The organism is Mesorhizobium sp. WSM4849 (assembly GCF_055811385.1).
In genome coordinates this window covers 13,774-40,171 of the sequence record NZ_JBVVPW010000034.1, presented here as the reverse complement: position 1 = coordinate 40,171, position 26,398 = coordinate 13,774, and the positions used below count along the sequence as shown (strand labels likewise).

25 protein-coding genes are annotated in these 26,398 nt (G+C 63.4%); 8 read left to right on the top strand and 17 right to left on the bottom strand.

All coding sequences use genetic code 11. The features are described from left to right. Positions 1 to 35: 35 nt before the first annotated feature. From AC0L3L_RS29320 to AC0L3L_RS29310, 3 genes are all read right to left on the bottom strand, one after another. Positions 36 to 1,205 carry a CaiB/BaiF CoA transferase family protein gene (locus AC0L3L_RS29320; protein WP_473640520.1) on the bottom strand — a complete coding sequence of 390 codons (1,170 nt, stop codon included), beginning with the start codon at positions 1,203 to 1,205 and terminating at the stop codon, positions 36 to 38. A 6-nt stretch (positions 1,206 to 1,211) separates the two neighbouring features. Next, positions 1,212 to 1,973 (bottom strand): 3-hydroxyacyl-CoA dehydrogenase, encoded by a 762-nt coding sequence (locus AC0L3L_RS29315; RefSeq protein WP_473640518.1) that lies wholly within the window; start codon positions 1,971 to 1,973, stop codon positions 1,212 to 1,214. A 70-nt stretch (positions 1,974 to 2,043) separates the two neighbouring features. Then, a complete protein-coding gene (locus tag AC0L3L_RS29310; protein ID WP_473640516.1) occupies positions 2,044 to 2,580 on the bottom strand; it encodes a GNAT family N-acetyltransferase in 537 nt (178 codons plus the stop codon). Between the two features lie 284 nt (positions 2,581 to 2,864). Between AC0L3L_RS29310 and AC0L3L_RS29305 the strand changes: the two genes are divergently transcribed. Further along, complete coding sequence (locus tag AC0L3L_RS29305; RefSeq protein WP_473640514.1) at positions 2,865 to 3,854, top strand: glutathione S-transferase family protein; 990 nt, start codon at positions 2,865 to 2,867, stop codon at positions 3,852 to 3,854. Position 3,855: 1 nt separating this feature from the next. On the opposite strand, the gene AC0L3L_RS29300 is transcribed toward AC0L3L_RS29305, so the two are convergent. Beyond that, entirely contained in the window at positions 3,856 to 4,356 is a 501-nt protein-coding gene (locus AC0L3L_RS29300) for an NUDIX domain-containing protein (protein ID WP_473640512.1), read from the bottom strand. Between the two features lie 53 nt (positions 4,357 to 4,409). Here AC0L3L_RS29300 and AC0L3L_RS29295 point away from each other — a divergent pair, with 53 nt between their 5' ends. Beyond that, positions 4,410 to 5,324 carry a metallophosphoesterase family protein gene (locus AC0L3L_RS29295; RefSeq protein ID WP_123149405.1) on the top strand — a complete coding sequence of 305 codons (915 nt, stop codon included), beginning with the start codon at positions 4,410 to 4,412 and terminating at the stop codon, positions 5,322 to 5,324. A 212-nt stretch (positions 5,325 to 5,536) separates the two neighbouring features. Here AC0L3L_RS29295 and AC0L3L_RS29290 read toward each other — a convergent pair whose 3' ends face one another. The 3 genes from AC0L3L_RS29290 to AC0L3L_RS29280 all read right to left on the bottom strand — a co-directional run bounded on the left by AC0L3L_RS29290 (position 5,537) and on the right by AC0L3L_RS29280 (position 9,002). After that, entirely contained in the window at positions 5,537 to 6,160 is a 624-nt protein-coding gene (locus AC0L3L_RS29290) for a hypothetical protein (RefSeq protein WP_473640511.1), read from the bottom strand. Between the two features lie 136 nt (positions 6,161 to 6,296). Beyond that, positions 6,297 to 7,100: an alpha/beta fold hydrolase gene (locus AC0L3L_RS29285; RefSeq protein WP_473640509.1), complete on the bottom strand. Its 804-nt coding sequence runs from the start codon at positions 7,098 to 7,100 to the stop codon at positions 6,297 to 6,299. Between the two features lie 123 nt (positions 7,101 to 7,223). After that, positions 7,224 to 9,002: a tetratricopeptide repeat protein gene (locus tag AC0L3L_RS29280; RefSeq protein ID WP_473640507.1), complete on the bottom strand. Its 1,779-nt coding sequence runs from the start codon at positions 9,000 to 9,002 to the stop codon at positions 7,224 to 7,226. A 322-nt stretch (positions 9,003 to 9,324) separates the two neighbouring features. Here AC0L3L_RS29280 and AC0L3L_RS29275 point away from each other — a divergent pair, with 322 nt between their 5' ends. Next, a complete protein-coding gene (locus AC0L3L_RS29275) occupies positions 9,325 to 10,917 on the top strand; it encodes an IS66 family transposase (RefSeq protein ID WP_473640505.1) in 1,593 nt (530 codons plus the stop codon). Between the two features lie 99 nt (positions 10,918 to 11,016). On the opposite strand, the gene leuA is transcribed toward AC0L3L_RS29275, so the two are convergent. Then, on the bottom strand, positions 11,017 to 12,735 hold the full coding sequence (leuA, locus tag AC0L3L_RS29270) for a 2-isopropylmalate synthase (protein ID WP_473640548.1): 1,719 nt from the start codon (positions 12,733 to 12,735) through the stop codon (positions 11,017 to 11,019). 450 nt (positions 12,736 to 13,185) lie between these two features. Between leuA and AC0L3L_RS29265 the strand changes: the two genes are divergently transcribed. From AC0L3L_RS29265 to AC0L3L_RS29255, 3 genes are read left to right on the top strand one after another with little or no spacing between them, the layout of a single operon-like run. Then, complete coding sequence (locus AC0L3L_RS29265; RefSeq protein ID WP_473640503.1) at positions 13,186 to 14,352, top strand: ATP-grasp domain-containing protein; 1,167 nt, start codon at positions 13,186 to 13,188, stop codon at positions 14,350 to 14,352. A gap of 5 nt (positions 14,353 to 14,357) precedes the next feature. Beyond that, entirely contained in the window at positions 14,358 to 15,134 is a 777-nt protein-coding gene (locus AC0L3L_RS29260) for an esterase family protein (protein ID WP_123149352.1), read from the top strand. Continuing rightward, positions 15,134 to 15,448 (top strand): nuclear transport factor 2 family protein, encoded by a 315-nt coding sequence (locus tag AC0L3L_RS29255; protein WP_123149353.1) that lies wholly within the window; start codon positions 15,134 to 15,136, stop codon positions 15,446 to 15,448. The genes AC0L3L_RS29260 and AC0L3L_RS29255 overlap by 1 nt, the downstream gene beginning before the upstream one ends. Positions 15,449 to 15,494: 46 nt before the next feature. On the opposite strand, the gene AC0L3L_RS29250 is transcribed toward AC0L3L_RS29255, so the two are convergent. The 4 genes from AC0L3L_RS29250 to AC0L3L_RS29235 all read right to left on the bottom strand — a co-directional run bounded on the left by AC0L3L_RS29250 (position 15,495) and on the right by AC0L3L_RS29235 (position 18,312). Further along, a complete protein-coding gene (locus tag AC0L3L_RS29250; protein ID WP_473640501.1) occupies positions 15,495 to 16,583 on the bottom strand; it encodes an AbrB family transcriptional regulator in 1,089 nt (362 codons plus the stop codon). Between the two features lie 69 nt (positions 16,584 to 16,652). Next, the gene (locus AC0L3L_RS29245) at positions 16,653 to 16,961 is read right to left on the bottom strand and encodes a putative quinol monooxygenase (RefSeq protein ID WP_473640499.1); all 309 of its coding nucleotides are present in this window, start codon (positions 16,959 to 16,961) and stop codon (positions 16,653 to 16,655) included. 46 nt (positions 16,962 to 17,007) lie between these two features. Continuing rightward, positions 17,008 to 17,808, bottom strand: a complete 801-nt coding sequence (locus AC0L3L_RS29240) for an SDR family NAD(P)-dependent oxidoreductase (RefSeq protein ID WP_473640497.1) — start codon at positions 17,806 to 17,808, stop codon at positions 17,008 to 17,010. A 69-nt stretch (positions 17,809 to 17,877) separates the two neighbouring features. Beyond that, entirely contained in the window at positions 17,878 to 18,312 is a 435-nt protein-coding gene (locus AC0L3L_RS29235) for a DsrE family protein (RefSeq protein ID WP_473640546.1), read from the bottom strand. Positions 18,313 to 18,410: 98 nt separating this feature from the next. On the opposite strand from AC0L3L_RS29235, the gene AC0L3L_RS29230 reads away from it, so the two are divergent. Together AC0L3L_RS29230 and AC0L3L_RS29225 are read left to right on the top strand one after the other, a co-directional pair. Continuing rightward, on the top strand, positions 18,411 to 19,490 hold the full coding sequence (locus AC0L3L_RS29230; protein ID WP_473640495.1) for a hypothetical protein: 1,080 nt from the start codon (positions 18,411 to 18,413) through the stop codon (positions 19,488 to 19,490). A 26-nt stretch (positions 19,491 to 19,516) separates the two neighbouring features. Further along, positions 19,517 to 19,726: an antitoxin gene (locus AC0L3L_RS29225; protein WP_192363614.1), complete on the top strand. Its 210-nt coding sequence runs from the start codon at positions 19,517 to 19,519 to the stop codon at positions 19,724 to 19,726. A 17-nt stretch (positions 19,727 to 19,743) separates the two neighbouring features. Here AC0L3L_RS29225 and AC0L3L_RS29220 read toward each other — a convergent pair whose 3' ends face one another. The 5 genes from AC0L3L_RS29220 to AC0L3L_RS29200 all read right to left on the bottom strand — a co-directional run bounded on the left by AC0L3L_RS29220 (position 19,744) and on the right by AC0L3L_RS29200 (position 26,242). Next, positions 19,744 to 20,673 carry a cation diffusion facilitator family transporter gene (locus tag AC0L3L_RS29220; protein WP_473640493.1) on the bottom strand — a complete coding sequence of 310 codons (930 nt, stop codon included), beginning with the start codon at positions 20,671 to 20,673 and terminating at the stop codon, positions 19,744 to 19,746. Between the two features lie 28 nt (positions 20,674 to 20,701). Further along, positions 20,702 to 22,891 carry an anthranilate synthase gene (locus AC0L3L_RS29215; protein ID WP_473640491.1) on the bottom strand — a complete coding sequence of 730 codons (2,190 nt, stop codon included), beginning with the start codon at positions 22,889 to 22,891 and terminating at the stop codon, positions 20,702 to 20,704. Positions 22,892 to 23,153: 262 nt separating this feature from the next. Beyond that, positions 23,154 to 24,209: a M14 family metallopeptidase gene (locus AC0L3L_RS29210; protein ID WP_473640490.1), complete on the bottom strand. Its 1,056-nt coding sequence runs from the start codon at positions 24,207 to 24,209 to the stop codon at positions 23,154 to 23,156. 198 nt (positions 24,210 to 24,407) lie between these two features. After that, positions 24,408 to 25,784, bottom strand: a complete 1,377-nt coding sequence (locus tag AC0L3L_RS29205) for an FAD-containing oxidoreductase (protein ID WP_473640488.1) — start codon at positions 25,782 to 25,784, stop codon at positions 24,408 to 24,410. After that, positions 25,781 to 26,242 carry a DUF4126 domain-containing protein gene (locus AC0L3L_RS29200; protein WP_473640486.1) on the bottom strand — a complete coding sequence of 154 codons (462 nt, stop codon included), beginning with the start codon at positions 26,240 to 26,242 and terminating at the stop codon, positions 25,781 to 25,783. Before AC0L3L_RS29200 ends, AC0L3L_RS29205 begins: the two co-directional genes overlap by 4 nt. Between the last annotated feature and the right edge of the window lie 156 nt (positions 26,243 to 26,398).

The window sequence follows — 26,398 nt, the reverse complement described above, 5'->3', positions numbered from 1 at the left end:
CACACCGTCTTAAGCTGATTTTTATTCTCCGGTTATCAACCTATCACACCGGATTTGACAAGGGCCTCAGTTTCGCTTTCTGAAAGGCCGAAGCGTGCCAGCACGGTCGCCGCCTGACAATCGTGATCGGCCGGCATGGCGGCAAGCGTCGGCCGGGAGCGCGAAAAGCGCGGGGCCGGGGCGGGGCGTTCAAGCGCACCCGACGTCACAAAGGCGTTGCGAGCGCGATTGTGCGGATGATCCCTGGCTTCCCGCAACGACAGAACCGGTGCAACGCAAGCATCGGTCGCAGCAAAGAGACGGTCCCAGTCGTCCCGTGTCTTCTGCCCGACCCGATCGGCAATGGCAGCGCGCATCTGCGGCCACAAATTCCTGTCATATTGGCCGTGCACAAAACGCTTGTCGAGCGGCAGCAGGCTTGCGAATTCAGCGAAGAACCGGGGTTCAAGGCAGCCGACGGCGACGTGCCGTCTGTCCGCCGTCTCATAGGTATCGTAGAAGGGCGCGCCGGAATCGAGCAGGTTCGCGCCGCGCGTGTCACTCCACAGGCCCGCCGCCATCAAGGCGTGCACAGGTGTCGCCAGCATCGAAGCGCCCTCGATCATCGCGGCATCGATCACCTGGCCCCTGCCGGAGCGCGAACGCTCAAACAGGGCGGCCAGTGCGCCGGCAACCAGCATCACGGCGCCGCCATAGTCGGCGACGAGGTTGAGCGGTGGGACTGGCCGGCTTCCTTCCTGGCCGATGGCGTGCAGCACACCCGAATAGGCGAGGTAGGTGATGTCGTGGCCGGCACGACCCGATAGCGGTCCGTCCTGGCCGAATCCCGTCATGCGGCCGTAGATCAGCGCCGGGTTACGCGCCAGTACCGCATCCGGCCCGAGGCCAAACCGCTCCATGACATCGGGACGAAACCCTTCGACCAGAATGTCGGCCTTTTCGGCAAGGCGCAGCACCAGTTCGGCGCCTTCCCAGCGCCTTAGGTCAATCCGCAGGATGGAGCGGCCGTGACGATCGATGTCGTATTCATCCGGTAGCGACAGGAACGGCTGGGTCGACCCAATCCGCTCGATGCGCAGCACCTCGGCTCCCATCTCTGACAGCATCAGGCCGGCCAGCGGCACCGGTCCAATCCCGGCCATCTCGATCACCGTCAGACCGGCGAGCGGGCCGGTCTTCGCCTGCGGTGAGACTTCGGCACTCATGATTGACTACTTCGGCGCCATGCGGATGGCGCCGTCAAGGCGGATGGTCTCGCCGTTGAGCATCTGGTTTTCGACGATGTGCAGCACAAGGGCGGCATATTCGGAAGGCTCGCCGAGACGGGACGGGAAGGGCACCGCGGCGCCCAGCGAATCCTGCACCTCTTGCGGCATGCCTGATATCATCGGCGTCTTGAAGATGCCGGGCGCGATGGTACAGACGCGAATGCCCGACCGGGCAAGGTCGCGCGCAACCGGCAGGGTCATACCGACGACGCCGCCCTTGGAGGCTGAATAGGCCGCCTGGCCGATTTGACCGTCATAGGCGGCGACCGATGCCGTGTTGACGATGACGCCGCGCTCGCCGCCCTCCAGCGGCTCAAGCTTTGCGGCCCGGTCGGCGACGAGGCGGATCATATTGAAGGTGCCAATCAGATTGACCTCGATCACTTTGCGGTATTGGTCGAGCGGGTGCGGACCGTCCTTGCCGATCGTCTTCATGCCGATGGCGATGCCGGCGCAATTCACCAGGATACGAGGTTCGCCGAGCTTTTTTGCCACTTCCGCCACGTAAGCAGCACCGCCGTCGGCGCTGCTTACGTCGCATTGGACGGCGATGCCGCCGATATCGGCCGCAATCTTCGCCGCACGCTCGATGCCGAGGTCGAGGATTGCAACGCCGGCGCCCTTCGCGGCCAGTGCACGTGCCGTCGCTTCGCCGAGGCCGGAGCCGCCGCCGGTGACGATCGCAATCTGGCCGTTCGGGTTCATGTCGGCGTCCTCCTTCCTGCCGGCCACATGCTACGAAGCCCGACAGGACGGCGCAACAGCATCCGGATGGTCACGCCATCGCGGCGACGTGCGCGGCAATTCTTGCCTGATCGGCGTGGCAAACCTCGCCCACCAGCCGTGCCATCGCGCCCGGCACGATCTCATGCGACAAAAGCCGGTCGAGATCGACCGGGCGCGGCATGGAGATTTGCCCACGCGGGATTCTCTTGAAGCCGAGCGGGCCGTAATAGGGCTCGTCGCCGACGAGCATCACGGCCGGCATGCCGGCCTTGGCGGCGGCTTCCAGTGCGATCGTCACCAGCCGGCGGCCGATGCCGAGATTCTTGAAGGCCGGCCGCACGGCAAGCGGTCCGAGCATAAGCGCACGGCCGGCGCCGGCCGCGATGCGCGTCATGCGCACCGAGGCAACAACGATGTCGTCATCGACGGCCACGAAGGACAAAGCGCGTTCATGCGGGCCGCCCTCGCGGATCTTGTAGGCGCCCAGCACGAAACGGCCCGGCCCGAAGGCTTCGTCGTTGATGGCTTCGATTTCGGGGTCATGCGCCGGATTTTCCGGCAGGTATTTCACGTCGGCAAGGCTCATGGTCTTTGCGTTCCGGTAGACGGGAAAGGTTTGCTGCAAACGGCAGCGTTCGCCAGTCAGCGCTTCATCAAGCGCGGGCGCCCTTTCGTCGTCGGTCGAACCGGATCAAGGCAAAGTCGAACATGCGGATTTTCCGCTAGCATCAATCTTCAGCCACTGCAATCGGCCGTTTTTGCCTGCCGCCCTTCGTTTGCCGCCCTGGCGATTGACGAACTGTTCAACGCCTGGCGGTTTCCGCATCGTCGGTATGTGCCTACATCCCCATGAAGACGAAAGGACATCGCATGGGATTGCTTGTCGACGGCAAATGGCAGGACCGCGGGTACGACACCAAGGGCAGCGACGGCGAGTTCGTGCGGGCGCAGTCGCACTGGCGCGACTGGGTCACGGTCGACGGCACGCCGGCCGAAGGCCGCAAGCGCGGCTTCAAGGCCGAACCTGGCCGCTACCATCTCTATGTCTCGCTTGCCTGTCCCTGGGCGCACCGGACGCTGATCTTTCGAGCGCTGAAGAAGCTCGAGGGCGTGATTTCGGTCTCGGTCGTCCATCATTTCATGGGCGCCAACGGCTGGACCTTCCTGGCCGAGGACGGCGCCACCGGTGACACGCTCTACGGCCTCGATTTCCTGCATCAGATCTACACCAAGGCCGATCCCGCCTATTCCGGCCGCGTGACGGTGCCGGTTCTGTGGGACAGGCGAGAACAAACAATCGTCTCCAACGAGTCCTCCGAGATCATCCGGATGCTCAATTCAGCCTTCGATGAATGGGGCGATGCCAGCCTCGATTTCTATCCGCAGGCACTGCGCCGCGAAATCGACGCCGTCAATGCGCTGGTCTATCCCTCAGTCAACAACGGCGTCTATCGCGCCGGCTTCGCCACGACGCAAGCGGCCTATGAAAAAGCGTTTGGCGAACTGTTCTCGGCGCTCGATCAACTCGAGGATCGCCTGTCTCGCCAGCGTTATCTCGTCGGTGACCGCATCACCGAGGCCGATTGGCGGCTGTTCACCACGCTGGTCCGTTTCGATCCGGTCTATGTCGGCCATTTCAAGTGCAACCTGCGCCGCATCGCCGACTATCCGAATCTGTCGAACTATCTGCGCGACCTCTATCAGGTCCCGGGCGTCGCAGGCACGGTGAGCCTGCACCACATCAAGGCGCACTATTACGGCAGCCATGAAACGATCAACCCGACGGGTATCGTGCCGGTCGGGCCGGAACTGGACTACGCGGCGCCGCATGACCGGGCGCGGTTCAGGAAGGCAGCGTGACCTACCAATAGGGCGACGCCGCCGCGCCGCCAAAAATCTCGGCAATCCGCCGCAGTGTGGCCGGCGTCGTTCCTTCCGGCAGGCGGTCGAGCGGAAAGAAACCGGCTGCGGCGATCTCGCGGTCCGGCAGCTTCGGCGCCGTCTGATTGAACTGCTCGACCAAATAGAGGCCGACATGGTCGCGGCGGCTGGCCCGACGGTTGAAATGCATCGATTTCAGCAATGGCGGCTCGGTCAATGCAATATTGCCCTCCTCGGAGAGCTCGCGCGCCAGCGCCTCGAGCATCGTCTCGCCCAGCTCGACGCCACCGCCGGGAAGCTGCCAGCCCGGTACATAGGTGTGGCGAATGAGGAAGACGGAATTGGACGTGCGGTCGTGGATCAAGCCGCGCACCCCGAGCGTCATCGGCCGCCGCAGCACGAAATACAGATGAAACAGCCTTGCCCTGAGACCCGGCCAGCCGGCCTGGCGGAAAGCTTGCTCCGGATCGGGCCGCGTCATCACCCACGAAACCGTGGGTGGAAAGCAGCGCGCGCGTCGCTTATGAAGAGAGGATGTTCAGGCTCGCGCATATTTCCGATATCCATCTGGGGCCGCTTCCCGGTGTAACCTATCGCGATCTCGCCTCCAAGCGCGTGGTCGGTTACGTCAACTGGCAGCGCAACCGCCGCCGTCACATGCGCGATGCCGTCATCGACACGATCGTCGCCGATATCAAGGCGAGCGCACCGGATCACCTTGCTGTCACCGGCGATCTGGTCAATCTGGCGCTCGATGGCGAGATCGAGATGGGCAAGCACTGGCTGGAGACGCTGGGTTCTCCCGATGATGTGTCGGTCGTTCCAGGAAACCACGACGCCTATGTGCCTGGCGCCTTCGACAAGGCCTGCCGGTCGTGGACGGCATGGATGACCGGCGACGGCGTCAATACGCCGATCGACCGCGACGCCTTTCCGTATCTGCGCGTGCGTGGCAACGTCGCGCTGATCGGTGTGACGACGGCGCGGGCCACGGCTCCGTTCATGGCCAACGGCTTCTTTTTGGAAGACCAGGCGGAAAGGCTGCGCGAAGTGCTCGATGCTACGGCCAAGCGCGGACTGTTCCGGGTGATCATGATCCACCATCCGCCAGTGCGCGGCGCCGTTTCGCAGCCCAAGCGGCTGTTCGGCATTGCCCGCTTCCACAAGGTCGTTCAGCGGCACGGGGCCGAGCTTGTGCTGCACGGCCATTCTCACGAGCCGACGCTGTTCTCCATCAACGGGCGCGGCGCCAAAATTCCAGTGGTCGGTGTCGCCGCCGCAGGGCAGGCGCCAGGCGGCAGGCGGCCGGCGGCGCAATATAATCTGTTGGAGATCGATGGCGAAAAAGACAATTGGCGGATCAGGCTGACGCGACGTGGCCTGACCGGGCCGGCCATCCCGCCTTCCGATCTGGAGATTCTGGAGCTTGGCGCAGACGCTATGGCCTGAAGCGCGTCGTGTTCGATCGGCCTCGCGCGACGCGCTTCAGGTTGTTGTTTTATACATGTCGTTATCGCAAAACCGCTGCGCACTTTTGCGCGACATGCATTAGAGCCTGTTCCATCCGATAGAATTGGGATGGAGCTCTATCTTTTTGTTTGACCATGATCTTTTCCGAAAACCGGTTTCCACTTTTTGCTACGCGGACCTTCGGTTCAGGATCATGGTCCAAAGCTCAGTCCCATCGCAACAAGGCGGTCCCAGAACAACACGATCGATACAGCCAGCCCGACCAGGGCGCCTGCGGCGATCAGGCCGAGACCGGAGAGAAACGCCGACCAACGCTTGCCGCGCGGGACGGATCGCAGTGGCGGCTCGGCTTCCAGGACCAAGGCACGCTTCAGGCCGGCGACAGCCTGCTCGACCCCGCCTTCCATCATTCTCTGGCGTTCGACGACGCGCTCCGCGACGTAGCGCATCACCTGATCGGCAACCGGTTTCATCTCGGTTGATTCGGCGAGCACCACCCGGCCGATGCGCGTATCCCTGAGGAAGCGATAGGTGCGGCGGTCGCGTCCCATGGCGACATGGCTGACGGCGTCGATCCAGAGGCGCGGCTGCAGTCCGGACGAGACGGCGAAGTCGAAATTGTCCATGTCGGCGGGCACGTCGGCGAAGATGGGCGCGAGTTCGGCGGCAAGCAATTCCAGCCGCATGCGATGCGCCTCGCGCATGTCGATCACGACGTCGTCGCGGTCGGCGAAGGCGTTTTTCACATCGCGAATGGCGTCGGACAGTTTTCGCGACTGATCGATCTGGGTGATGTTCTCGCCTGCATCCTTCATCGGCGTTTGCCTCGCGGGTTTGGTTAACACCGAATTAACACAGCCGTCGGCAAAATGCAGCAAAATGCACTTGCGAGATCGATAGACGGCTTGCCGGACCAAATCCGGCCCGAAGCCGCGCTTTGACAGGGACTGATCAGTTCGCCTCGGAGGCGGAGTTTGGACGAAGCGGCCTGGCGCGGCGTTTCATGTTGCGGCGGACGATCTCGGCGATCAGGCCGGGCGCTTCCTCGACCAGCATATGGCCGGCCTCCAACACGTGGTGCAGGTGGAAATGCGCCGGTAGTCCATCGGCCTGTGTGAAGGGCAGCACCGCGTCATCTGTCCCCCAAACCACCATCACCGGCATATCAAGCGTTTCGAGCCGTTCGCGCGGGATGACGCCCTGCCGATCGTCCCTAGTCATGGCGCCCGCGATCTCGACAAGTTTCTGCAACTGGCCGGGACGCGCACGCATTTCGCCAAGCACATCCACGATGCGCTCCGAGGGCAGGCTTTGCGGTCCGGACATGGCGGCGAGGCAGGCGCGAAGTTCGCTCTTGCCGGCAGCGGCGGCGTATCGGCGCAACAGCTGGCCGTTGATCTCAGTCCCAAATCCGCCCGGCGCCAGAAGCGTCAGCGACGCTATCCTTTCGGGCTCGGCCAATGCCATCAGCACTGCCGCCGCTCCGCCCATCGAGTGGCCGACGAGATGCACCCTACTTATTCTGCGTGCGGCGAGGTCTGCAAGAACGGCCCGGGCGGCCGCCTTGGCCGGACCGCCACCCGGAAAATCGAGGGATAGCCCATGGCCCGGAAGATCATAGGCCAGCGTCCGTGAACCAAGTGCCAGTGTCGAAATCACCTCGTGCCAGTCGTCGTGGCAACCGCCGAAGCCATGCAGGAAGACAACCGTCTTCGGACCGGCGCCCCGTTCGGCAGCGTAAAGGGATGAAATCATGCAATTTTATGGTTTTATTGCAAAATCAAACAGGATGCGAAATTCCAGATTGTGGCTGGATTGCGCCTTGTCCAAGCCGATGGCCAGTAAAATTTTCGCGATCAGCCATGCTAATTCAGAAATCTAGCTGGCATTGCCGAGCCCGGCGGCACGCAACGCTTCGACCAGCCGATCGGTTAGATCGGCGGGGTATCTCCGCTCGACAAAGGTCGCGCGCGGATCGGCAGCGAATTTCGGGAATTTGACAGTCATCTCGTCCACGAGTTCATGCGCCAGTTGATTGCGGCCGGTTGCCTTCGCGCCGATCAGCCGCGCAGCCAGATAGTGCGATTTCGTCGGCGTCGCTTGCAGCGCATCGCTGGCAAGCGCGGCCTTATTCATATCGCCCGCCATGAACTGCCCGACGAAAAGCCCGTAGTCCCACCAGGGCGGATGCGCGCTGGAGGTTTCGGCGGCGTGAGCAAGGATCGGTGTTCCCTCCCTGTACCTGCCGGCGAAAATCAGCCCATAGGCATAAGCTGCCGCCATGCTGAGGTCGTAAGGGTTGAGTTCGTAGGCCTTGTGCATCCAGCGGATCGATTCCTCCGAATTGCCGAGGCGGGAATTGAGATAGCCATAGGCACGGTGCGCATAGGGGCTGGTCGGCCCCATCTGCACGGCGCGACGGGCAAGCGACATCGCCTGTTCGAGCGTTGCGCCGGCTGGATAGGCGTAGTGATCTGTGGCCGCCTCGAGATGCAGGGTCGCCAGCTCCGAATAGACGAGCGACGATTTCGCATTCCGATTGATCAGTTTTTCGAGACAGCGATAGGCATCCTCATGGGTTTTCGCGCCCTGGTCGAGATAGTACTTGTCGTCGAGCAGCAGACATTCCGTCAGGCCGGTCTGAAGACCGCTCTGTTCGATATAGTTGTAGATCGTGCCAGAGGCGGGAACGGCCGAACTCAAAATGCCGGCGACACTGTCCTCGACGGCGGAGGGTGTGCTGTCGGCGGCAGTCAAGTTGCGTGATAGCAGGACCCGTCCGGTCGCCACGCTTTGAAGCTCCAGAGTGACATCGCCTGCCGTTGGTCCCGGCAAGACATCGAATACGAAGCTGATCGCATCGGTGACCGGATCGGGCGGGCCGTCGGCGTCCCGACCGATGAAGGTGACCGTATCGAAGCCGCTGAGGCCGGCGCGCAGCGATGCCGCGACGCGGGCAGCCTCGGCGCTGTTGGTTTTCACCGCAATGTAGACGAGCGGAAGGCTTTCAATCGGAGCCCATGGCGCAATGCTGCCGGTTGCCACCGCATTTTCGATCGTCGACGCGGTTTCGCTTCCCGCCAGCAATGCGCCGCTTCCCTGACGAAGGATCAGCACGCCCAGCATGGCGATGACCAGAGCGATCGCCAGCCAGAAGAACTGGAGATGGCGCAGCAGCGACGGTGCCGGCTCGCGAACGACAGGGGACATCAACGATGCGGCACCTGCGGCCATGCCGGGTTCCTCGAGCGATCCCGACAAGGTGGCAGCCGCCTCGGTGTGTTCCTCCGGCTTCGGCTCGGCCGGCAGGCGGATCGCGTTGAGTTCGTAGGATGGAACATAGCCGCCACGCGGAATGGCGATGCGGATCGGCTCGGCAACACCCTCATTGGCGAAGTAATGCTGCAGAAGTTCGCGCAGCCTGCCCGCCTGCACCCGCACCACGGCGTCGGTCGACGGATCGAAATCGCCGTCCTTGCCGAAAACATCCATCGCGATGGAAAAGCCCTTGAGCTTGTCGGCTTCGCCTGCCTGCTCGCGTTCGACCAGGTAGCGAAGCAGCTTACGCGCTCGTTCGGATCTCCCGAACGTTTCGCTGGCTAGCAATCGCTCCAACGTCTCGCGCACTGCGGGGGCGGCAGGCGTGGCATGCTGCAAGTGTCGATCCTTTCGAAGTCGGCACAGGTTAAGACGCAATCATATAGGGCCTGCCCTGCCATACAAGCATGCAGCCATTATGCGATCGCGTACCCCACCGGATAATTTTCTGGTGGTTAACGGCGCGAAAGACCAGAGCAAGAAGTGGGTTCATCTTGCTCCAGCGCTGTTAGCTTTCGACAGCTTGTCTAGAGCGGTTCAGCTTTTTGATGGACCCGCCGAACCGTAAGAGGGGCAAAAGTCGTGGCGAGGGCTGCGTCAGATTGACTCAGGTTGGGGCCTCGAGATTCCCGACGGGCAGCCTTTCTGATTCATTGCGGCCATGTCACCGCCTGCGGACATTGAGTCGCTGTCGAATGCCGATCTGAAGGCGCTGGTGATCCAGCTGCTGGGTCGGGTGGCGGAGTTGGAGCGGACGGTTGCGCAGCAGAGTGACGAGATCGCACGGCTGAAGGGCGGCAAGGGTCGGCCGGACATCAAGCCCAGCACGCCGAGTGGCATGGAGAAGGCGGGCGGGCGTGCGGCCGGCAAGCCGGGCGATGGCCAGCGTCGCGGCCGGGGAGCCAAGAACGCCAAGCTGGTGATCAACGAAGAGCGGGTCGTAACGCCCGGGTCGGTGCCGCCCGGCTCGCGCTTCAAGGGCTACACGGACTTCTTGGTGCAGGATCTGGTGCTGCGCCCGCATGTGATCCGTTTTCGCTGCGAGCGCTGGTTGCGGCCGGACGGAACAACGCTGACGGCGCCGCTGCCGGCCAGCCTTTCGGGCCATTTCGGGCCGGGGCTGCAGCGCTTCATGTTGGCACTCTACCATCAGGGCCAGGTCACCATGCCGCGCCTTTTGGAACTGTTGCGCGGGCTCGGCATGGCGATCTCCAAGCGGCAGCTCGTGCGCCTGCTGATTGCCGACAAGGAGCCGTTCCTGGCCGAGGCCCGCGACGTGCTGCGCGCCGGCCTTGCCAGCGCCTGGATCAGCGTCGACGACACCGGCGCCCGCCATCAGGGCAGGAACGCGACCTGCACCCAGATCGGCAACGAGCACTTCGCCTGGTTCGCCACCACAGGCTCCAAGAGCCGCCTCAACTTCCTGGAGTTGCTGCGCGCTGGCCACACCGACTATGTGGTCAACGCCGCGGCGCTGGCCTACATGCGCAACCGCGCCTTGCCCCAGCATGCCATCGCCCGTCTGGCCGAGCATCCCGACAAGCACTTCGCCGACGCGCACGCCTGGGCGCGCCACCTCGAGCGCCTCGGCTTCCACGACCTCAAGCACAGCCTCGACCCGTCGCGGCTGGCCACCGAGGGCGCGCTGTGGGGCGCCATCAGGGCCCATGGCCTGCTGCCCGACACCGTCGTGCTGAGCGACGATGCCGGCCAGTTCGAGGTCGCACGCCATGCCCTGTGCTGGGTCCATGCCGAGCGCCTGGTCCACAAGCTCGACACCTTCTGTGATCCGCACCGCAAGGCCCAAAGGCACGTCCGATCGCTGATCTGGCGGTTCTACGGCGATCTCAAAGCCTACAAGCGACAGCCCTCACGCCGCCGCAAGGCCCAGATGCTGGCGCGCTTCGACCGCATCTTCAAACGCCGCACCGGCTTTGCCACGCTCGATCGATTGCTGGCCAGACTTCATGCCAACAAGGCCGAGTTGCTCACCGTCCTCGATCGGCCCGAGATCCCGCTTCATACAAATGGCTCCGAGAACGATATCCGCTGCCAAGTGATCCGGCGCAAGATTTCGGGCGGCACCCGCTCGCAGGCAGGGCGCGCCTGCCGCGATGCCTTCCTCGGCCTCAGCAAGACCTGCCAAAAGCTCCGGTTCTCATTCTGGGATTATCTCGGCGCTCGCCTCGAAACCACCGGCGCTCCTCACCTCCCATACCTGCCCAACATCGTCAGCAGCCGCTCCGCAGCTTGACCGCCACGACTTTTGCCCCTCTTACGCCGAACCGCTCTAAGTATTTGTTTTTGCGTAATTCCGGACGGAAAACCGCTACGCACTTTTCCTGGGATTGCTCTAGTCGACCTTTCGGTCGACGATGCGGTTGGCGGCGGAAACGACGGCTTCCAGGGAAGCGGCCACGATGTTGGTGTTGATGCCGGCGCCGAACAGCTTGCCGCCGGGATGCTCCATCTCGACATAGGAGATGGCCGAGGCATTCGAGCCGCGCTGCATGGAGTGCTCCGAATAGTCGAGCACCGACATCGGCACGCCGACATGGCGCGACAGCGCGTCGACGAAGCCGTCGATCGGGCCGGTTCCCGAGCCCGAAATCGTCACCTCCTTGCCCCTGTCCAGGATGACCGCCTCCACCGCACGCCGGCCCTTGGTCTCGAGGTCCGGATAGGTGTGGTGGTCGAGGAACTTCAGCCGCGCGCCGGGCTGATCGACATAGGTTTCGAGAAAGCGCTCGTAGATGCGCTTGGCCGGCACCTCCTTGCCTTCGGCGTCGGTGATCGCCTGGATCGCTTGACTGAACTCGATCTGCAGGTTGCGCGGCAGGTTGAGGCCGTAGTCCGCGTGCAGCACATAGGCGATGCCGCCCTTGCCGGACTGCGAGTTGATGCGGATGATCGCCTCGTAGTTGCGTCCGACATCGGCCGGGTCGATCGGCAGATAGGGCACTTCCCAGTACGGCGTGTTGGCCTTGCGCAACGCCTTCATGCCCTTGTTGATGGCATCCTGGTGCGAGCCGGAAAAGGCGGTGTAGACGAGCTCGCCGACATAGGGATGGCGTTCGGGAATCTTCAACTGGTTCGAATATTCGTAGACGTCCTTCATCCGGTTTATGTCGGAGCAGTCGAGCTCGGGATCGACGCCTTGCGTGTACATGTTGAGCGCCAGCGTGACGATGTCGACATTGCCGGTGCGCTCGCCATTGCCGAACAGCGTGCCTTCGACGCGGTCCGCGCCCGCCATCAGGCCGAGCTCGGTGGTGGCGACGCCGGTGCCGCGGTCGTTGTGCGGATGCAGCGAAATGAGCAGGTTCTCGCGGTTGTCGAGGTTGCGGCACATCCATTCGATGCGATCGGCATAGATGTTGGGTGTCGACATCTCGACCGTGGACGGCAGGTTGATGATCAGCTTGTTATCCGCCGTCGGCTTCACGATTTCGGTGACGGCGTTGCAGATTTCCAGCGCCACTTCGAGCTCGGTGCCGGTAAAGCTCTCCGGCGAATATTCGAAACGATAACCGCCGCCGGCCTTCGCCGCCATGTCGGTGATCATCTTGGCAGCATCGGTGGCGATCCGCCTGATGCCGGCAACGTCCTTCTCGAAGACGACGCGGCGCTGCAATTCGCTGGTCGAATTATAGAAATGCACGATCGGGTTGGCGGCGCCCTGCAGCGCCTCGAAGGTGCGGGTGATCAGTTCCGGCCGGCACTGCACCAGCACCTGCAGCGAGACATCGGCTGAGACATTGCCTTCTTCGATGCACCAGCGGGCGAAATCGAAATCGGTCTGCGAGGCAGACGGGAAGCCGATCTCGATCTCCTTGAAGCCCATGTCGAGGAGCAGGGCGAACATGCGCGCCTTGCGCTCGTGGCCCATCGGGTCGATCAGCGCCTGGTTGCCGTCGCGCAGGTCGACCGAGCACCAGATCGGCGCCTTGTCGATGACCTTCGAAGGCCAAATGCGGTTGGTGAGACCGACCGTCGGGTAAGGTTGATATTTCCGGGCTGCCTCCGGCATGCCTCGGGCTGCCTCCGGCATGCCCCGAGCATCCTTGCCCATCTCACCGCTGTCTGCGCGGATCTCTTCTCGTGCGTTCATTGTCGTCTCTCCCGGCGGCTCGCGGGATCCGCCTTCAGGCGGATTTGGTGCCGAGCGGCGCCTTTACCAGATGTTCATTCGCTTGATGTGACTTGCCAATTTTGAGACTGGCCAAGGAGCATGCGCGTGAGCGGCGGTTCGACCGCCGGGCGCTCCTTCAGCGAACCCGGCGATCGCCGCTAAGGCCGAGAAGCAGCAGAGCGGAAGCAAGCGCGCGCACGGTCTCGCCAGCAAAGCCGGTCTGACGGGAAGCGTCGGAGGTGGCGCGGTTGATCATGGCGGTTTTCATACAGGAGCGGCTAAGGAGAGGCAAGTGGGCTGCATGGCGGCGCTGTGCGCGCCCTTCCCCACACGCGGCAAATGCGCCAGACTGGGCTGTCGACTTGGTGACAATGCCGGGGGAGGCCGTCCATGAATTTCGTGTTCTTCTCGCCGCATTTTCCCGCCAACGGCGCCGACTTCTGCGATCGGCTGAGGAAGGCCGGTGCCACCGTGCTCGGCATCGGCGACGCGCCCTATGAAGCGCTGAACGGAAAACTGAAGACGGCGCTGTCGGAGTATTATCGCATCGCCGACATGGAGGACTACGAGCCGGTGTTCCGGGCGATGGGCCATTTCATCCACAAATGGGGCCGCATCGACCGCTTCGAGTCGCTCAACGAGCATTGGCTGGAACTGGAAGCCAACATCCGTACCGACTTCAACATCTTTGGCACCAAACTCGATTTCGTGAAGAATTTGAAGCGCAAGAGCCGCATGCGCGCCTTCTTCCGCAAGAGCGGCGTCGAGACCATACCGCAGCGCAAATGCTCCGACCGGGCCGGCGCCATGACCTTCATCCGCCGCGTCGGCTATCCCGTGGTGGTGAAGCCGGACTCCGGCTCTGGCGCCTCGAACACCTTCAAGATTTCCAATACGAGGGAACTCGACCAATTTTTCAAGGACAAGCCGGAAGATGTCAGCTTCGTCATGGAGCAGTTCATCGAGGGGCTGGTGGTGACCTTCGACGGGCTGGTCAACCGCGACGGCGACGTGGTGCTGGCGGCCAGCCACCGCTACGACCAGAGCGTCATGGAGGTGGTCAACCGTGATCGCCACATGAGCTACACCTGCTTTCCTGAGATCAGCCCGGCAGTCGAGGAGGCCGGCAGAAAGATCCTCAGGGCCTTCGACGTGCGCGAGCGCTTCTTCCATATCGAGCTGTTCGAGACCAAGGACGACCGCATCATCGCGCTTGAGGTCAACATGCGGCCACCCGGCGCCTGGATGACCGACGCCATCAACTATATGTTCGACATCGACGTCTATGCGGCGTGGGCCGAGATGGTGGTCAGGGATGCCGCTGGCGGGCCTTACGAGGGCAAGTACTTCACCGCTTATGCCAGCCGCAAACGGCACCTCCACTATTTGCATAGCCATGCCGACGTGCTAGCCGCCCACGGCGACAAGATCGTCCACCATCAGGCCATCGAAGAGGTTTTCAGCCGCGCCATGGGACACTACGCCTATCAGATGCGTTCCAAAGACGCCCAAGCGCTGCGCCAGGCGGTCAATTACATCCACGCGGAAAAGGCGTGAGGCCGATGGATATTTCTTATCACAAGGGTTTTGCCCGCAACCTTGGCCGCGACATGGAATACAAGCGCTACGGCCATGCCGGGCGGCCGGTGGTGGTGTTCCCGACCTCGCAAGGACGGTTCTACCAGTTCGAGGATTCCGGCGGGGTCGCAGTGCTTTCGGAGTTTATCGACACTGGCCGCATCCAACTCTTCACCCTCGACGGCATCGATTCGGAATCCTTCTTCGCCAAGCATACCGACCCGGCCGACCGCATCGCTCGCCACGAGGCCTATTTCCGCTATGTGCGCGAAGAGGCGATGCCGGAAGTTCTCTCTACAGCGACCGAGGCCAATGGCGGGCGCACGCTGAAGCCGTTGTTTTCAGGCTGTTCGATGGGCGGCTATCATGCGTCGAACTTCGTCTTCCGATTTCCGGAACTGGGCAGCGGCGTGATTGCGCTGTCGGGGGTCTATTCGACCCGCGACTTCTTCGGAGAGGCGCTCGACGGCAACATCTTCTTCAACTCACCGCTCGACTATCTGCCTGGCATCGTCGACCAGAAACTGCTCGGCCGGCTGAAGGCGCTGAGGCTGATCTTCTGTTGCGGGCAGGGGGCATGGGAAGAACGGATGCTGGTCGAGACACGGGCGCTGGAACAGGTGCTGCGCGAAAAGTCCATTCCCGCCTGGGTCGACTATTGGGGAGGCGATGTCAGCCATGACTGGCCATGGTGGCACAAGCAACTGGTGTATTTCTTCGCCCGCTGGCTGGATGATGACCTGATGCACAGGCTGGATTGATGACCCCGCCCGATCCCATCCGACGCTTCGTCGAGGCCACCAATGAAGGTGACACTGCGACGTTTCTCGACACGTTCACGGCGGATGCATTGCTGAGCGACTGGGGCCGCACCTTCAAGGGGCGCGCAGAGATCGCGCGCTGGAACCAGTCGGACAATATCGGCATGCAGTCCCATCTCAGCATTGTCTGCGTCGCAGCTGTGGACGGCACCTATGAGGTTCGCATTGCCGTGAAGGGCAATGGCTTCAACGGTGAGGGCGACATGACCTTCACGCTGGACGGCGATCTCATCTCCAGCCTGGTGATTGCGTGACTGTCCGCACCGTAACGGTGCGGCGGAACACATCTGCGCGAGCGGGTCATTCCTTCAGGCTTCTTGCCACCAGCCGCGCCACGCTCGGCCCGACCAGCAGAACGACCAGGAAGCGGGCCGACTGCAGCGCCATGACGAAGGAGATGTCGACGTTCTGCGCGGCGGCGGCGATGATGGCGACGCTGTCCATGCCGCCGGGGCTGGTGGCCAGATAGGCGGTCAGCGGATCGACGCCGAGCAAATGGCTGATCATGAAGCCGAGACCGCCGCAAAAGGCGATCAGCGCGATGATGGAGCCGACGATCTGCGGCAGCGCCCGCGTCGCGTGACGCAGGATCGGCCGCGTGAAGTTCAATCCGATCGACCATCCGACCATCGCGTAGCTGGCGGCCAGCAGCCAGTTTGGCAATTGCATCGGCACGCCAAGACCGAGGTGAATCACCGCGCCGAAGATGAAGGTGCCGAGAAAGAAGGGCGACGGCAGCCTGAACAGCTTTCCCATCAGGCCACCGACGAGGGCGATGCCGATGGTGGCGGCGAAGGCCTGCGGATCGATCGGTGGAATCCAGACGATGGGCGGAATCTCGATACCCGATGTGTCGACCCACATGCGTGCGATAAGGGCCGCAGTCATCGAGACGAAGATGACGCGCAGATATTGCATGAAGGCGACGAGGCGCTGGTCGGCGCCCAATGCGCCTGCCATCAACACCATGGCGGTGGCCGCGCCCGGCGATGAGCCCCAAACTGCGGTGGTGCCGGGCAGGATACGCCAGCGGCTGATCAGCCAGCCGAGCAGGCTTGACGCAGCAACGGTCGCCACCACGGTGCCGAGGAACAGCGGCCATTCCCTGTAGAAGACCGGAAAGATGTCCGCAGAGATCGAAGCGGCGACAAGGCAGCCGACGATCGCCTGGGCGGCGCCGAACAAAGGGCGCGGCACGCGCACCGTGGCGCCGTTGGTGCCGGCCAGGATCGCCGCCAGCATCGGCCCGATCAGCAGCGCCGCCGGCAAGGCGGCGAATTCCAGCGCGCCGGCAAACAGGATCGAGAAGATCAGGAGGGCCAGCCACTGCCAGGCTTTGGGTATCTGCGCCATGCGTTCGACGGTCGGCTGGTCTGGCAGGGAATCCATTTTTCGGTCTTAGACCCGAAGAGGGGAGATGCGAACCCCGCGGCGGCGAAAAATGCGTCCGCTCAGGCGTCAGCCGGTTTTAACGGCGGGCAGGCCGAAGCCGCCTACCGGCTGGGTCTCGACCTGGAATTCGAAGCCGGCGATGATCGGCCGCGCCTTGGCGATCGCCGCCTGAACTTGCGGCAGTTGCAGCGAAGCCTTGTGGCTTGCCTGGTCGGTCCACACCTCGGTCACCCAGATCGCGTCGGCATCGGCCGGGTCAGTGGCGATGATGTAGCTCAGGCAGCCAGGCATGGCGCCGGTGCTGGCAAGCAGGACATCCATCATTGCGTCGCGCTGGCCGCGCGTCGCCCGCATCTTGCCGATCAGACCGTACATTGCCGTTTTCTCCGTTGGCTTCCGCGACAAGTATGCAGGTCGCCGCTCACGGCATCAACTGGCCACCATTCACCTCGATCACCTGGCCGGTGATGTAACCGCTCAACAGAGCGGACGAGAGGAACAGATAGGCGCCGACGCAGTCCTCGGGCGTGCCGGCGCGGCCCTGAGGAATGGTGGCCACCATGCCCTTCATGTGCTCCTCGGTCGAATAGCGCTCGTGGAAAGGCGTCGCGATGGTGCCCGGCGCCACCGCGTTGACGCGGATGTTGAAGCCGATCAGTTCCTTGGCCATGCCGCGGGTCACATTGGAGACGAAGGCCTTGGCCGAGCCATAAAGGCCGGCGCCGCCGCCGGCGCCATTGCGCGCCGCAATCGACGAGGTGTTGACGATGAAGCCGCCCTGGCGCTTCAGCCATGGCATCGCCTTGCGCGATGCGGTCAGCACGGAGCGGGCGTTGAGGTCCATCACCGCGTCGTAATGCGCCTCGGTCAGTTCGGCATAGGGCACGCGCCCAAGCATGCCGCCGGCATTGTTGACGAGACCGTCGAGCCGGCCGAAATGTTGCGCGCTGTCTTCGATCACGCGCTCGACATCGGCGGGGATCGAGAAATCGCCCTGGACTGGGAATACCTCGCCGCCGCCGTTGCGGATGGTCGCGGCCAGGTTTTCGGCAGCCGCCCGGCTTGAATTGTAATGCAGTGCGACGCGGCATTTCTGCGCGGCGTAGGCCAGTGCAAGTGCCGCCCCGATGCCGGTCGAAGCGCCGGTGATCAGCACGGCCTTGCCGGCGAGGTCGGGGATGACCAAAGTGGGGGTGACAAGGGCGGTTGTGGTGGCTGGCACGTCTATTCCTCCGGGACTCTCCCACTCTTCGTAGGGCCTCGCCGCCCTCATATTCAAGTCAGTAGAGGTTCAGGGCCGCAAATAGGCGTAGCCCTGACGCTGCAATTCGGCGAGCTTGACGACGCCGCCGGTCTCGGCGGCATGGAAGCCATCGAGGAGATCGGTGAGCGCAACATCCATGCCGTGCATGGTGTTGGCGCAAGCATGCGGGGTCAGCCCGTCGCGGACCAGGCCGGAAAAACGGCTGGAAATGGCAGCTGACGCGCTCTTCGACTTGAAGGCGGCGAGGGCCGGTCCATGCACGACCAGCACGATGTCGACCTTGCCGCCGGTGCCCTCATAATGGTTCTTGATATTGCCCAAAACGAAGCCGACCTTGTCGAGGTCACTGAGGTGATAGGCGACCTTCTGCCTTTCTTCCACAGCCGCCGCCTTCAGCTGGCGCAGCCCGAAGAGGCCAGCGGCCCCGGCAAGGCCCACACGGAAAATATCGCGGCGTCGCATCATGTCGTTCTCCAGTATGCAGTCCTCGCAAATTGCGTGGCTTCGGCCTCGATCCTAGCATAAATTGAAGTCACGTCCTGTCGGGCGAGGAGGGGCACATGACATCGAGGACCATTGTGGGCGCCGGACTTGGTGGCGCCTTGCTTGCCGCTGTTGCCGGCACGGCCCTTGCCGACGATACGCCTGAGCTCACCGAACTCAGCCAGGACGGCAAGGATGCCTGTTTCGGGCGTGTCTATGATGCCGCGCATCTCAAGGTACATCCGAACCAGAAGGTGGGACGGATTTTCTTCTACTATGGCAGCGATCCGGTCAGCCACCCGAACGAGGAGCCGAGCAGCGCTCCGTCCGGCTACAACGGCTTCATGGCGACGACTGTGCGCAGCGCCAAAAAGCCCGATTGGGTCGGCGGTTGGTGCGGCAAGGATGATTCGCAATCGGGCGAGATCCATTGCGGCATGGAATGCGACCGCACCATGGCCTTACTGAACGTCGATGAAAAAGGCCGGCTGATCGTCTCCGGCGTGCACCGCAACCTTTATCTCGATGCCGGCGCCGAGGAAGAGCTGGGCGAAAAGGAGTTTACCAAGCAGGCACTCGGCACGGAAGACGACGGCTTTCGGCTCGACCGCATGCCGGCGCAGACCTGCAAGGCCGAATTCGCGCGGATCGATCCGGTCGATCCGGCGCTGGGAGCACCGCTGCGTGAGCGGCTGAAACCGGACCAGCCGTTCTGCTACGGGCGCGACTACGATGCCGCGCATCTCGGCTCGCATCCCGATCAGCTTACCCACACCATCCGGGTTTTCCGGGGCCCGATCGAGCTGGCCTCCTTCGCCAAGGACGGCGATCCCACAAATTGGCCGAGCGGTGCCGACATTGCCGTTTCCGTCACTACGCGCCACAAGGCTGCCAAGGTCACGCAGAGCTACAGTTGTGCAGGCGAAGCGGACCAGTGGCACTGTGTGGCGAGCGTGAAGACGAGCGATTTCTCCTGCGACATCGCGGCCAGGGAGATTTATCTGCGCCGCGGCGCCAACGGCACGATGATGCTGGCCAACCCCAACAACAGCCTGCCGATCATCGACCTGTGCTCGAAGGCGGCCGGAGGCGAGACCGCATCCGACGACAAGGTCTACCGGCTGGAGCCGATGCCACAGGCTGCCTGCGCGCCTTGACCCTTTCGGGTCAGAAAGGACGGCATATGAACAAGGCAAAGGTGTTCTGGTCAGGCCGCTCGCAGGCGGTGCGTCTGCCCAAGGAATTTCGTTTCGAAACCGAGGAGGTTTCGATCCGCCGCCAAGGCCGGGCGGTCATCCTAGAGCCGCTCGCGCAGGATTGGGCTTGGCTCGACCAGGTGACCGGGCCGCTTGACGACGACTTTGTCGAGGCAGCGTTAGAACGACCGACATAGATCTGATGATCGCCGCTTCACGCGAACGGCACGGCCGTCGTGCCCTTGGGCAGTTTTGCCTCGTCGTCCGGCTCGACATGGATGGTGACGCGCACCGAGGGATTTTCGGCCTTCAGCGCATCTTCGATGCGGTCGCAGATGACGTGGCTGGCGCCCACCGACATGTCGGCGTCGACGACCAGGTGGAACTCGATGAAGGTGGCGCGGCCGGCAATCCGCGTCTTGAGATCGTGGACCTCCATTGCGCCCTTGCAATTGGCCGAGATGATGTCGCGGATGTGTATGTGCTCGTGTGTATCGACGGCGCGGTCCATCAGTCCGTTCATCGACGAGCCGATCACGTGCCAGCCCTGAAACAGGATGTTCAGCGCGACGATGACGGCGAGAGCGGGATCGAGGACTTGCCAGCCGGTGAGCACCGCGCCGACCAGACCAACGAACACGCCGACGGAGGTCGCCACGTCGGTCATGATGTGCCTGCCGTCTGCGACCAGTGCCGGCGACTTCTCGGCACGGCCGGCACGGATCAGCGTCAAGGCCCAGAAGGCGTTGATCACCGTCGCGACGCCGTTGATGGCAAGGCCGGTCCAGGGCTGTTCGAGCGGGATGGGATGCCGCCAGTACCACCACACTTCGTTGAGGATCAGAAGGGCTGCCAGCACGATCAGCACGCCTTCCAAAACAGCCGAGAAATACTCGGCCTTGTGGTGGCCGAACGGATGATCCTGGTCGGCCGGCTTGTAGCTGACCTGGATCGCCCAATAGGCGGCGGCAGAGGCAATGACGTTGACGATCGATTCCAGCGCGTCCGAATACAGCGCCACGGAACCGGTGATGTACCAGGCCGCCAGCTTCAGGCCGAGCACGACGAAAGCGACGATGATCGACCAGAACGCGAGGCTGGCGACCTTGCGCTTGGCGGCGTTTTTCGAATCAATAGCGGTCATTGATTGCTTCCGGCCGCCGAAACCGGAGCTAAGCCGCCTTTTCCTTGGCCTTGCGCGGCAGATGCGCAACGATGTTCTCAATGATGCGCATGCCGGCATTGTGGCCGAGCGTCATGATCGATTCCGGGTGGAACTGCACCGCAGCGATCGGCTCCTTGCTGTGCTCGAAGGCCATGATGACGCCTTCTTCCGTCTCGGCTGTGACAACGAAGCCGTCGGGCAGGCGGACCGGATCGGCGAAGATCGAGTGATAGCGCCCGACCGTCACCTCCTTGGGCAGGCCGGAAAAGATGATGCCCGGCTTCGACACGCGGATACGCGACGGTTTGCCATGCATCGGCACGTGCAGCTGCCGCAGTTCTCCGCCATAGGCCTCGGCCAGCGCCTGCAGGCCGAGGCAGACGCCGAAGATCGGCAGGTCGCGCGCGCGGGCTCGCTTGATGGTGGCGGCGCAGTCGAAGTCCTTCGGCGTGCCGGGACCGGGCGACAGCACGACCAGATTGGGTTTCAGCCGGTCGAAGACCTCGTCCGGCACAGGCGTGCGCACGGTCGAGACATTGGCGCCGGTCTGGCGGAAATAGTTGGCCAGCGTGTGGACGAAGGAGTCCTCGTGGTCGACCAGCAGGATGTTGACGCCGTCGCCGACGCGCGCGGTGGCGCGTTCGGTGTCGGCGGCATTGCCTGATTTGGCGTCGCGGATGGCGGAGATCATGGCGGATGCCTTCAGTTCGGTTTCGGCTTCTTCTTCCTCGGGAATGCTGTCGAAGAGCAGCGTGGCGCCGGCGCGCACCTCGGCGATGCCGTCCTTGATCCGGATGGTGCGAAGCGTCATGCCGGTGTTCATGTCACCGTTGAAATTGACCATGCCGATCGCCCCGCCATACCAGGCGCGCGGGCTCTTCTCGTTCTGCTCGATGAAGCGCATCGCCCATAATTTCGGCGCGCCGGTGACGGTGACCGCCCAGGCATGCGACAGGAACGCGTCGAAGGCGTCCATGCCTTCGCGCAGCCGTCCCTCGATATGGTCGACGGTGTGGATCAGCCGCGAATACATCTCGATCTGGCGGCGGCCGATGACGCGCACCGAGCCTGGGTCGCAGACCCTCGACTTGTCGTTGCGGTCGACGTCCGAGCACATGGTCAGCTCGGATTCGTCTTTCTTCGAATTGAGCAGCTTCAGGATCTGCTCCGAGTCGGAAATGGCGTCGTCGCCGCGCTTGATCGTGCCGGAGATCGGGCAGGTCTCGACACGGCGGCCATTGACGCGCACGAACATTTCGGGCGAGGCGCCGATCAGGTATTCGCCCTCGCCGAGATTGATGAAGAAGGAATAGGGCGAGGGGTTGATGCTCTTCAGCTTGCGGGAGATGTCAGAGGGCGGTGTCTCGCAGCGCTCGTAGAACATCTGGCCGGGCACAACCTCGAACAGATCGCCGCGCTTGAAGCTCTCCATCGCCTTGCGCACCAGATTGGCATATTCGCCGGGCGCATGGTCGCCGCGCGGCGGGATGCGGTCGGCGGTCTTGAACGGCTCGACGATTTCGTCGCGCGGCAATCCCTCCGTCGAAAACCCGTCGCCGGAATAATCGTAGCGGTCGGTCCAGGCCTTGGTCGAATAGTGGTCGACGACCAGGATCTCGTCGGGCAGGAACAGCACGAGGTCGCGCTGGCTTTGCTGGCGCTCCAGCTTGTAGTCGACCGGATCGAACTGGAAGGCGAGATCGTAGCCGAAGGCGCCATAGAGGCCGAGATTGGCGTCTTCCTCCGTCTTGAACAGCGCGGTGATGGCGCGCAGCACGGTGAAGACGGAGGGAACGCGGCTGCGTTCTTCTTCGGTGAAGATACGGCCTGGCTTGGCCACATCGAGGCGGATCAGTCTCTTCGACGTCTCGGCGATCGTCACGTCGTCAAGCCTGCCAAGCACCTTGCCGATCACCGGCAGAAGCACCTCGCCGCGGCTGTTCAGCGCCTCGATGTGCACTGCGCGGCCACGCGCCGAGATCACCAGCGGCGGGTCGATCATGGCGGTGTCCCAACGCGTATAGCGGCCGGGATATTCGTAATTCGAGGAAAACACGGCGCCACGGCGTGAATTCAGCCCGTCGATATAGGCGTCGATCGCGCCTTCATAAGGCCGATCATGGCGCTCGCGGGTAATCGTCACGCCACCCGCCGTGACGAAGCGCTCCGCCCCGTTCTCCAGAATTTTCGTCGTCATTGCCGTCTCCATCAGCGTCTTGGCTATTTCAGCGTCTTGGGGCAACGGACCCGGGGCATGGCTTGAAAAAACAAATGGCCGCCCGGACATTCCGTTGCGGCCACCTTCTATTTTCACGCGCACGCGTTCGAACAGGCCGCTGTCAGCGAGCCCACCACCAAACGGTCTTGATCGAGCGCATGTTCATGGCGATTCCAATAGCGGCGATTGAACGGCCGCGCAACTGGATTCAATGGAGGGCACGGAGAAGGGCATGAGCCCCTCAATCCTCCAGCGTTCCCGATCGTGCATCGGCGCTCTTCCTGTCGCCGACCAGCTTCAGCAGATCTTCGCCGGCACGGATGATGCGCCGGGAACGCCGTGTCAGGATGATGCCCGCCTGCGGCGCGAACACCTGCGTGCGGCCGTCGGCTTCACCCGGCGCATGAACGATGGTGGCGAGCAGTGCGCCTTTTGCCACACGGTCGCCGGGCTTCACGTCGTAGAGGACCGCGCCCGCCCGCGGCGCCGGCATCATGTCGATGTTTTCGAGCGGTGCAACGATACCGGTGAAGCTGCCGGGCGTGGACAAGGCCTGGTCCAGGACCACGCCGCGCCCCACCAGCAGCCGATAGAGCCCTTCGGCGTCGGCGCCGGCCAGAGCGCCGTCGACATCGAGCATGCCGCGATACTCGACCGTGGTGGCGACGCGCCCGTCGAACCGGGCCACATCGGCAGGGAGGTTCAGATACGGTGTGATCGAGGCGCCTTCGAAGGTGCCGTCGGTGTCCTCACCCCACAGGATCACCGCATCGACGCCCATGGCCGCCGCACAATCCGCCATGGCAGGCCATAGGCTGGCATGGACATAGAGGTAGGCGAGGCCCTCGTCGTCGCAGTGCAGGTCGAGCACGATGTCGTGGCCGATCGACAGCTGCAGCAGCCGCGTCTTCAGCCGCTGGTCGGCCGTGCCAAACGCGGCGTCCGGCAAGAGCGTCGGGTCAGGCGCGGCCAGCAGCGGAAAGCCGCGGTTGAAGTTGGTGCGGGTGCCCAAGTGAAAACGGCCCTGATGCTCGCCGAAATGATACTGGGCGCGGCCGATCGGATTGGCCTGGGGTACGATGGTGATATCGCCCTTGATGCGGCCTTCCGCTTCGGCCTTTTCGAGCATCGGCATCAGCGCGTCGATGGCGACGACCCCCGGCAGTTCGCCGGCATGAAGTGCCGCCTGCAGATAAGCCGAAGGTGCGGCCTTGTCGCTGCCGTCAAAGCGGAGCACTGGGAATTCGTAGGAAACGCCTTCGCTGTCGCCGGCAATGCGCTCGATCGATTTCTGCATGATACGCCTCCAGGAAAGAGGCCAAACACATGCCCTTTCGCCGATACGCTGTCGATTGGTCCAGCCTGCTGCGCTATGGGCGCAACTATTCGGCGGTCATCAGCAGCTGGCGATTCCAGCATCTGCGACATCACCGCCACGGCGACAGCCAGCGGCGCCAAAGCCGCGCCGTTGTGCGCTTGCCGCTTGCGGTCTAGCCTATGCCAGCGGCTTCAACTCCTGGGCGATGGTGGGCAGAAGTTCCGAGACGTTGGGGTGAATATGGGTTGCCCGCGCGAGCGTGCTGACCGGCGCCTTGGCGTACATCAGATCAAGCACGCAGTGGATCGCCTCGTCGCCGCCGGGGCCGAGCACCGAACAGCCGAGGATCTCCCTGGTGTCGGCGTCGACCAGGATCTTCATGAAGCCTTGCGTTTCGCCTTTCTCGATGGCGCGGCCGACGCGGGTCATCGGCCGCTGGCCGACCAGCGCGCGACGGCCGGACTTTCTTACCGCTGTCTCGGTCATGCCGCAGCGGCCGAGCGGCGGGTCGGTATAGAGCGCATAGGCTTCGATGCGGTCGCTCACCTTGCGCGGATCGTCGTCGAGCAGATTGGCGGCGACGATCTCGTAGTCATTGTAAGAGGTGTGGGTGAAGGCGCCCTTGCCGTTGCAGTCGCCCATCGCCCAGATGCCGGGCACGCTGGTGCGAAGCTGGTCGTCAACGACAATGAAGCCGCGTTTGTCGACCTCGACCCCGGCCTTGTCGAGGCCGAGATCGTCGGTGTTGGGCGTCCGGCCCACTGCCAGCAGCACATGCGAGCCGACCGCCGGCGCCTTGCCGGCGGAGAACGTCACAGCAATGTCGCTGCCCTGCCTGGCGAAGCCGATGTCGTCGGCGCCGAGATGGACGGTGATGTCTTCGTTTTCGAAGATGGACAGGATGGCGGCCGAGACATCCTCGTCCTCGCGGCCGATCAGCCGCGGGGTTTTCTCGATCACCGTGACCTCTGAACCGAAACGGCGGAACATCTGCGCGAATTCGAGCGAGACGTAACTGCCGCCGACGACGATGAGGTGGCGCGGCAGCACGTCGAGATCCATCATCGACGAATTGGTCAGGAACGAAATGTCGTTGACGCCTGGCAGGTCCGGCACCGAGGCACGGCCGCCGGTGTTGATGAATATTTTCCCGGCGCTCAGCAGGTCGTCGCCGACGCGCACGGTGTTGGCCGATTCGAAGCGCGCATGGCCGCGATAAAGCGTGCATCTGTCCATGCCGGCAATCCAGCTTTCGAGGTTGCCGCGGGCGTCGTCCGACACCTTGTCCTTGCGTGCCTTGATCGCCTTGTAGTCGACGCCGACCGGACCCGATAGCGTCACGCCGTAGTCGGCGGCGCGGCGGGCAAGATGCGCGGCATAAGCGCTGGCCACCATGGCCTTGGTCGGCATGCAGCCGGTGTTGACGCAGGTCCCGCCGACCAGCTTGCGCTCGATCAGCGCCACGCTCATGCCGGCCGCCGTCAGCCGGCCGGCGAGCGGCGGGCCGGCCTGTCCGGCGCCGATGATGATTGCGTCGAATGTCTTTGCCGTCATGCCACCGCCGCCACGATCAGCAGGCCGCCGATGATCGCCACCGCGTCCTCGATGAAGGCTGCGGGCTGGTCTTTGCCGAAAGCCAGCGCCAGACGTTTGCGCAGCTCGGCGCCGCCCAGCGTGCCGATCACCGCGCCGATTGCGCCGGCGATCAGGCCGCCGATGGTGGCGCCGCCGGTCGCCCCGATCACCGCGCCGGTGAAGGCGCCCATGACAATGCGTGCGCCGAACTGCTGCGGCACCTTGCGGCTCGGCGTCGACGGCAACTGATCGGTGACCAGCTCGACGATGGCCAGGATGGTGAAGATGCCGACGGTGATCCAGTGGCCCATGAAACCAGCCCAGGTTCCGGCGACCGGCAGCCAGCCGAGAGAAGCGCCCCAGGCGACGGCGGCAGGCGCGGTCATGGCGCGAAGGCCGGCAACGACGCCGATCAGAAGTGCAAGGATGTACAGCATGATTGATCCCCCTCGATCACACGGCCTGGGATAGCCCGGCCGGGGTAGGCTAGCATAGGATCGGCATTTGACCAGAGCCTGCGATGTCTGGCGTTACCCGATTTTTATGGACTGTGCTTTGACACCACGTTGAAACAGCAGGGTAAGACAGGAGGG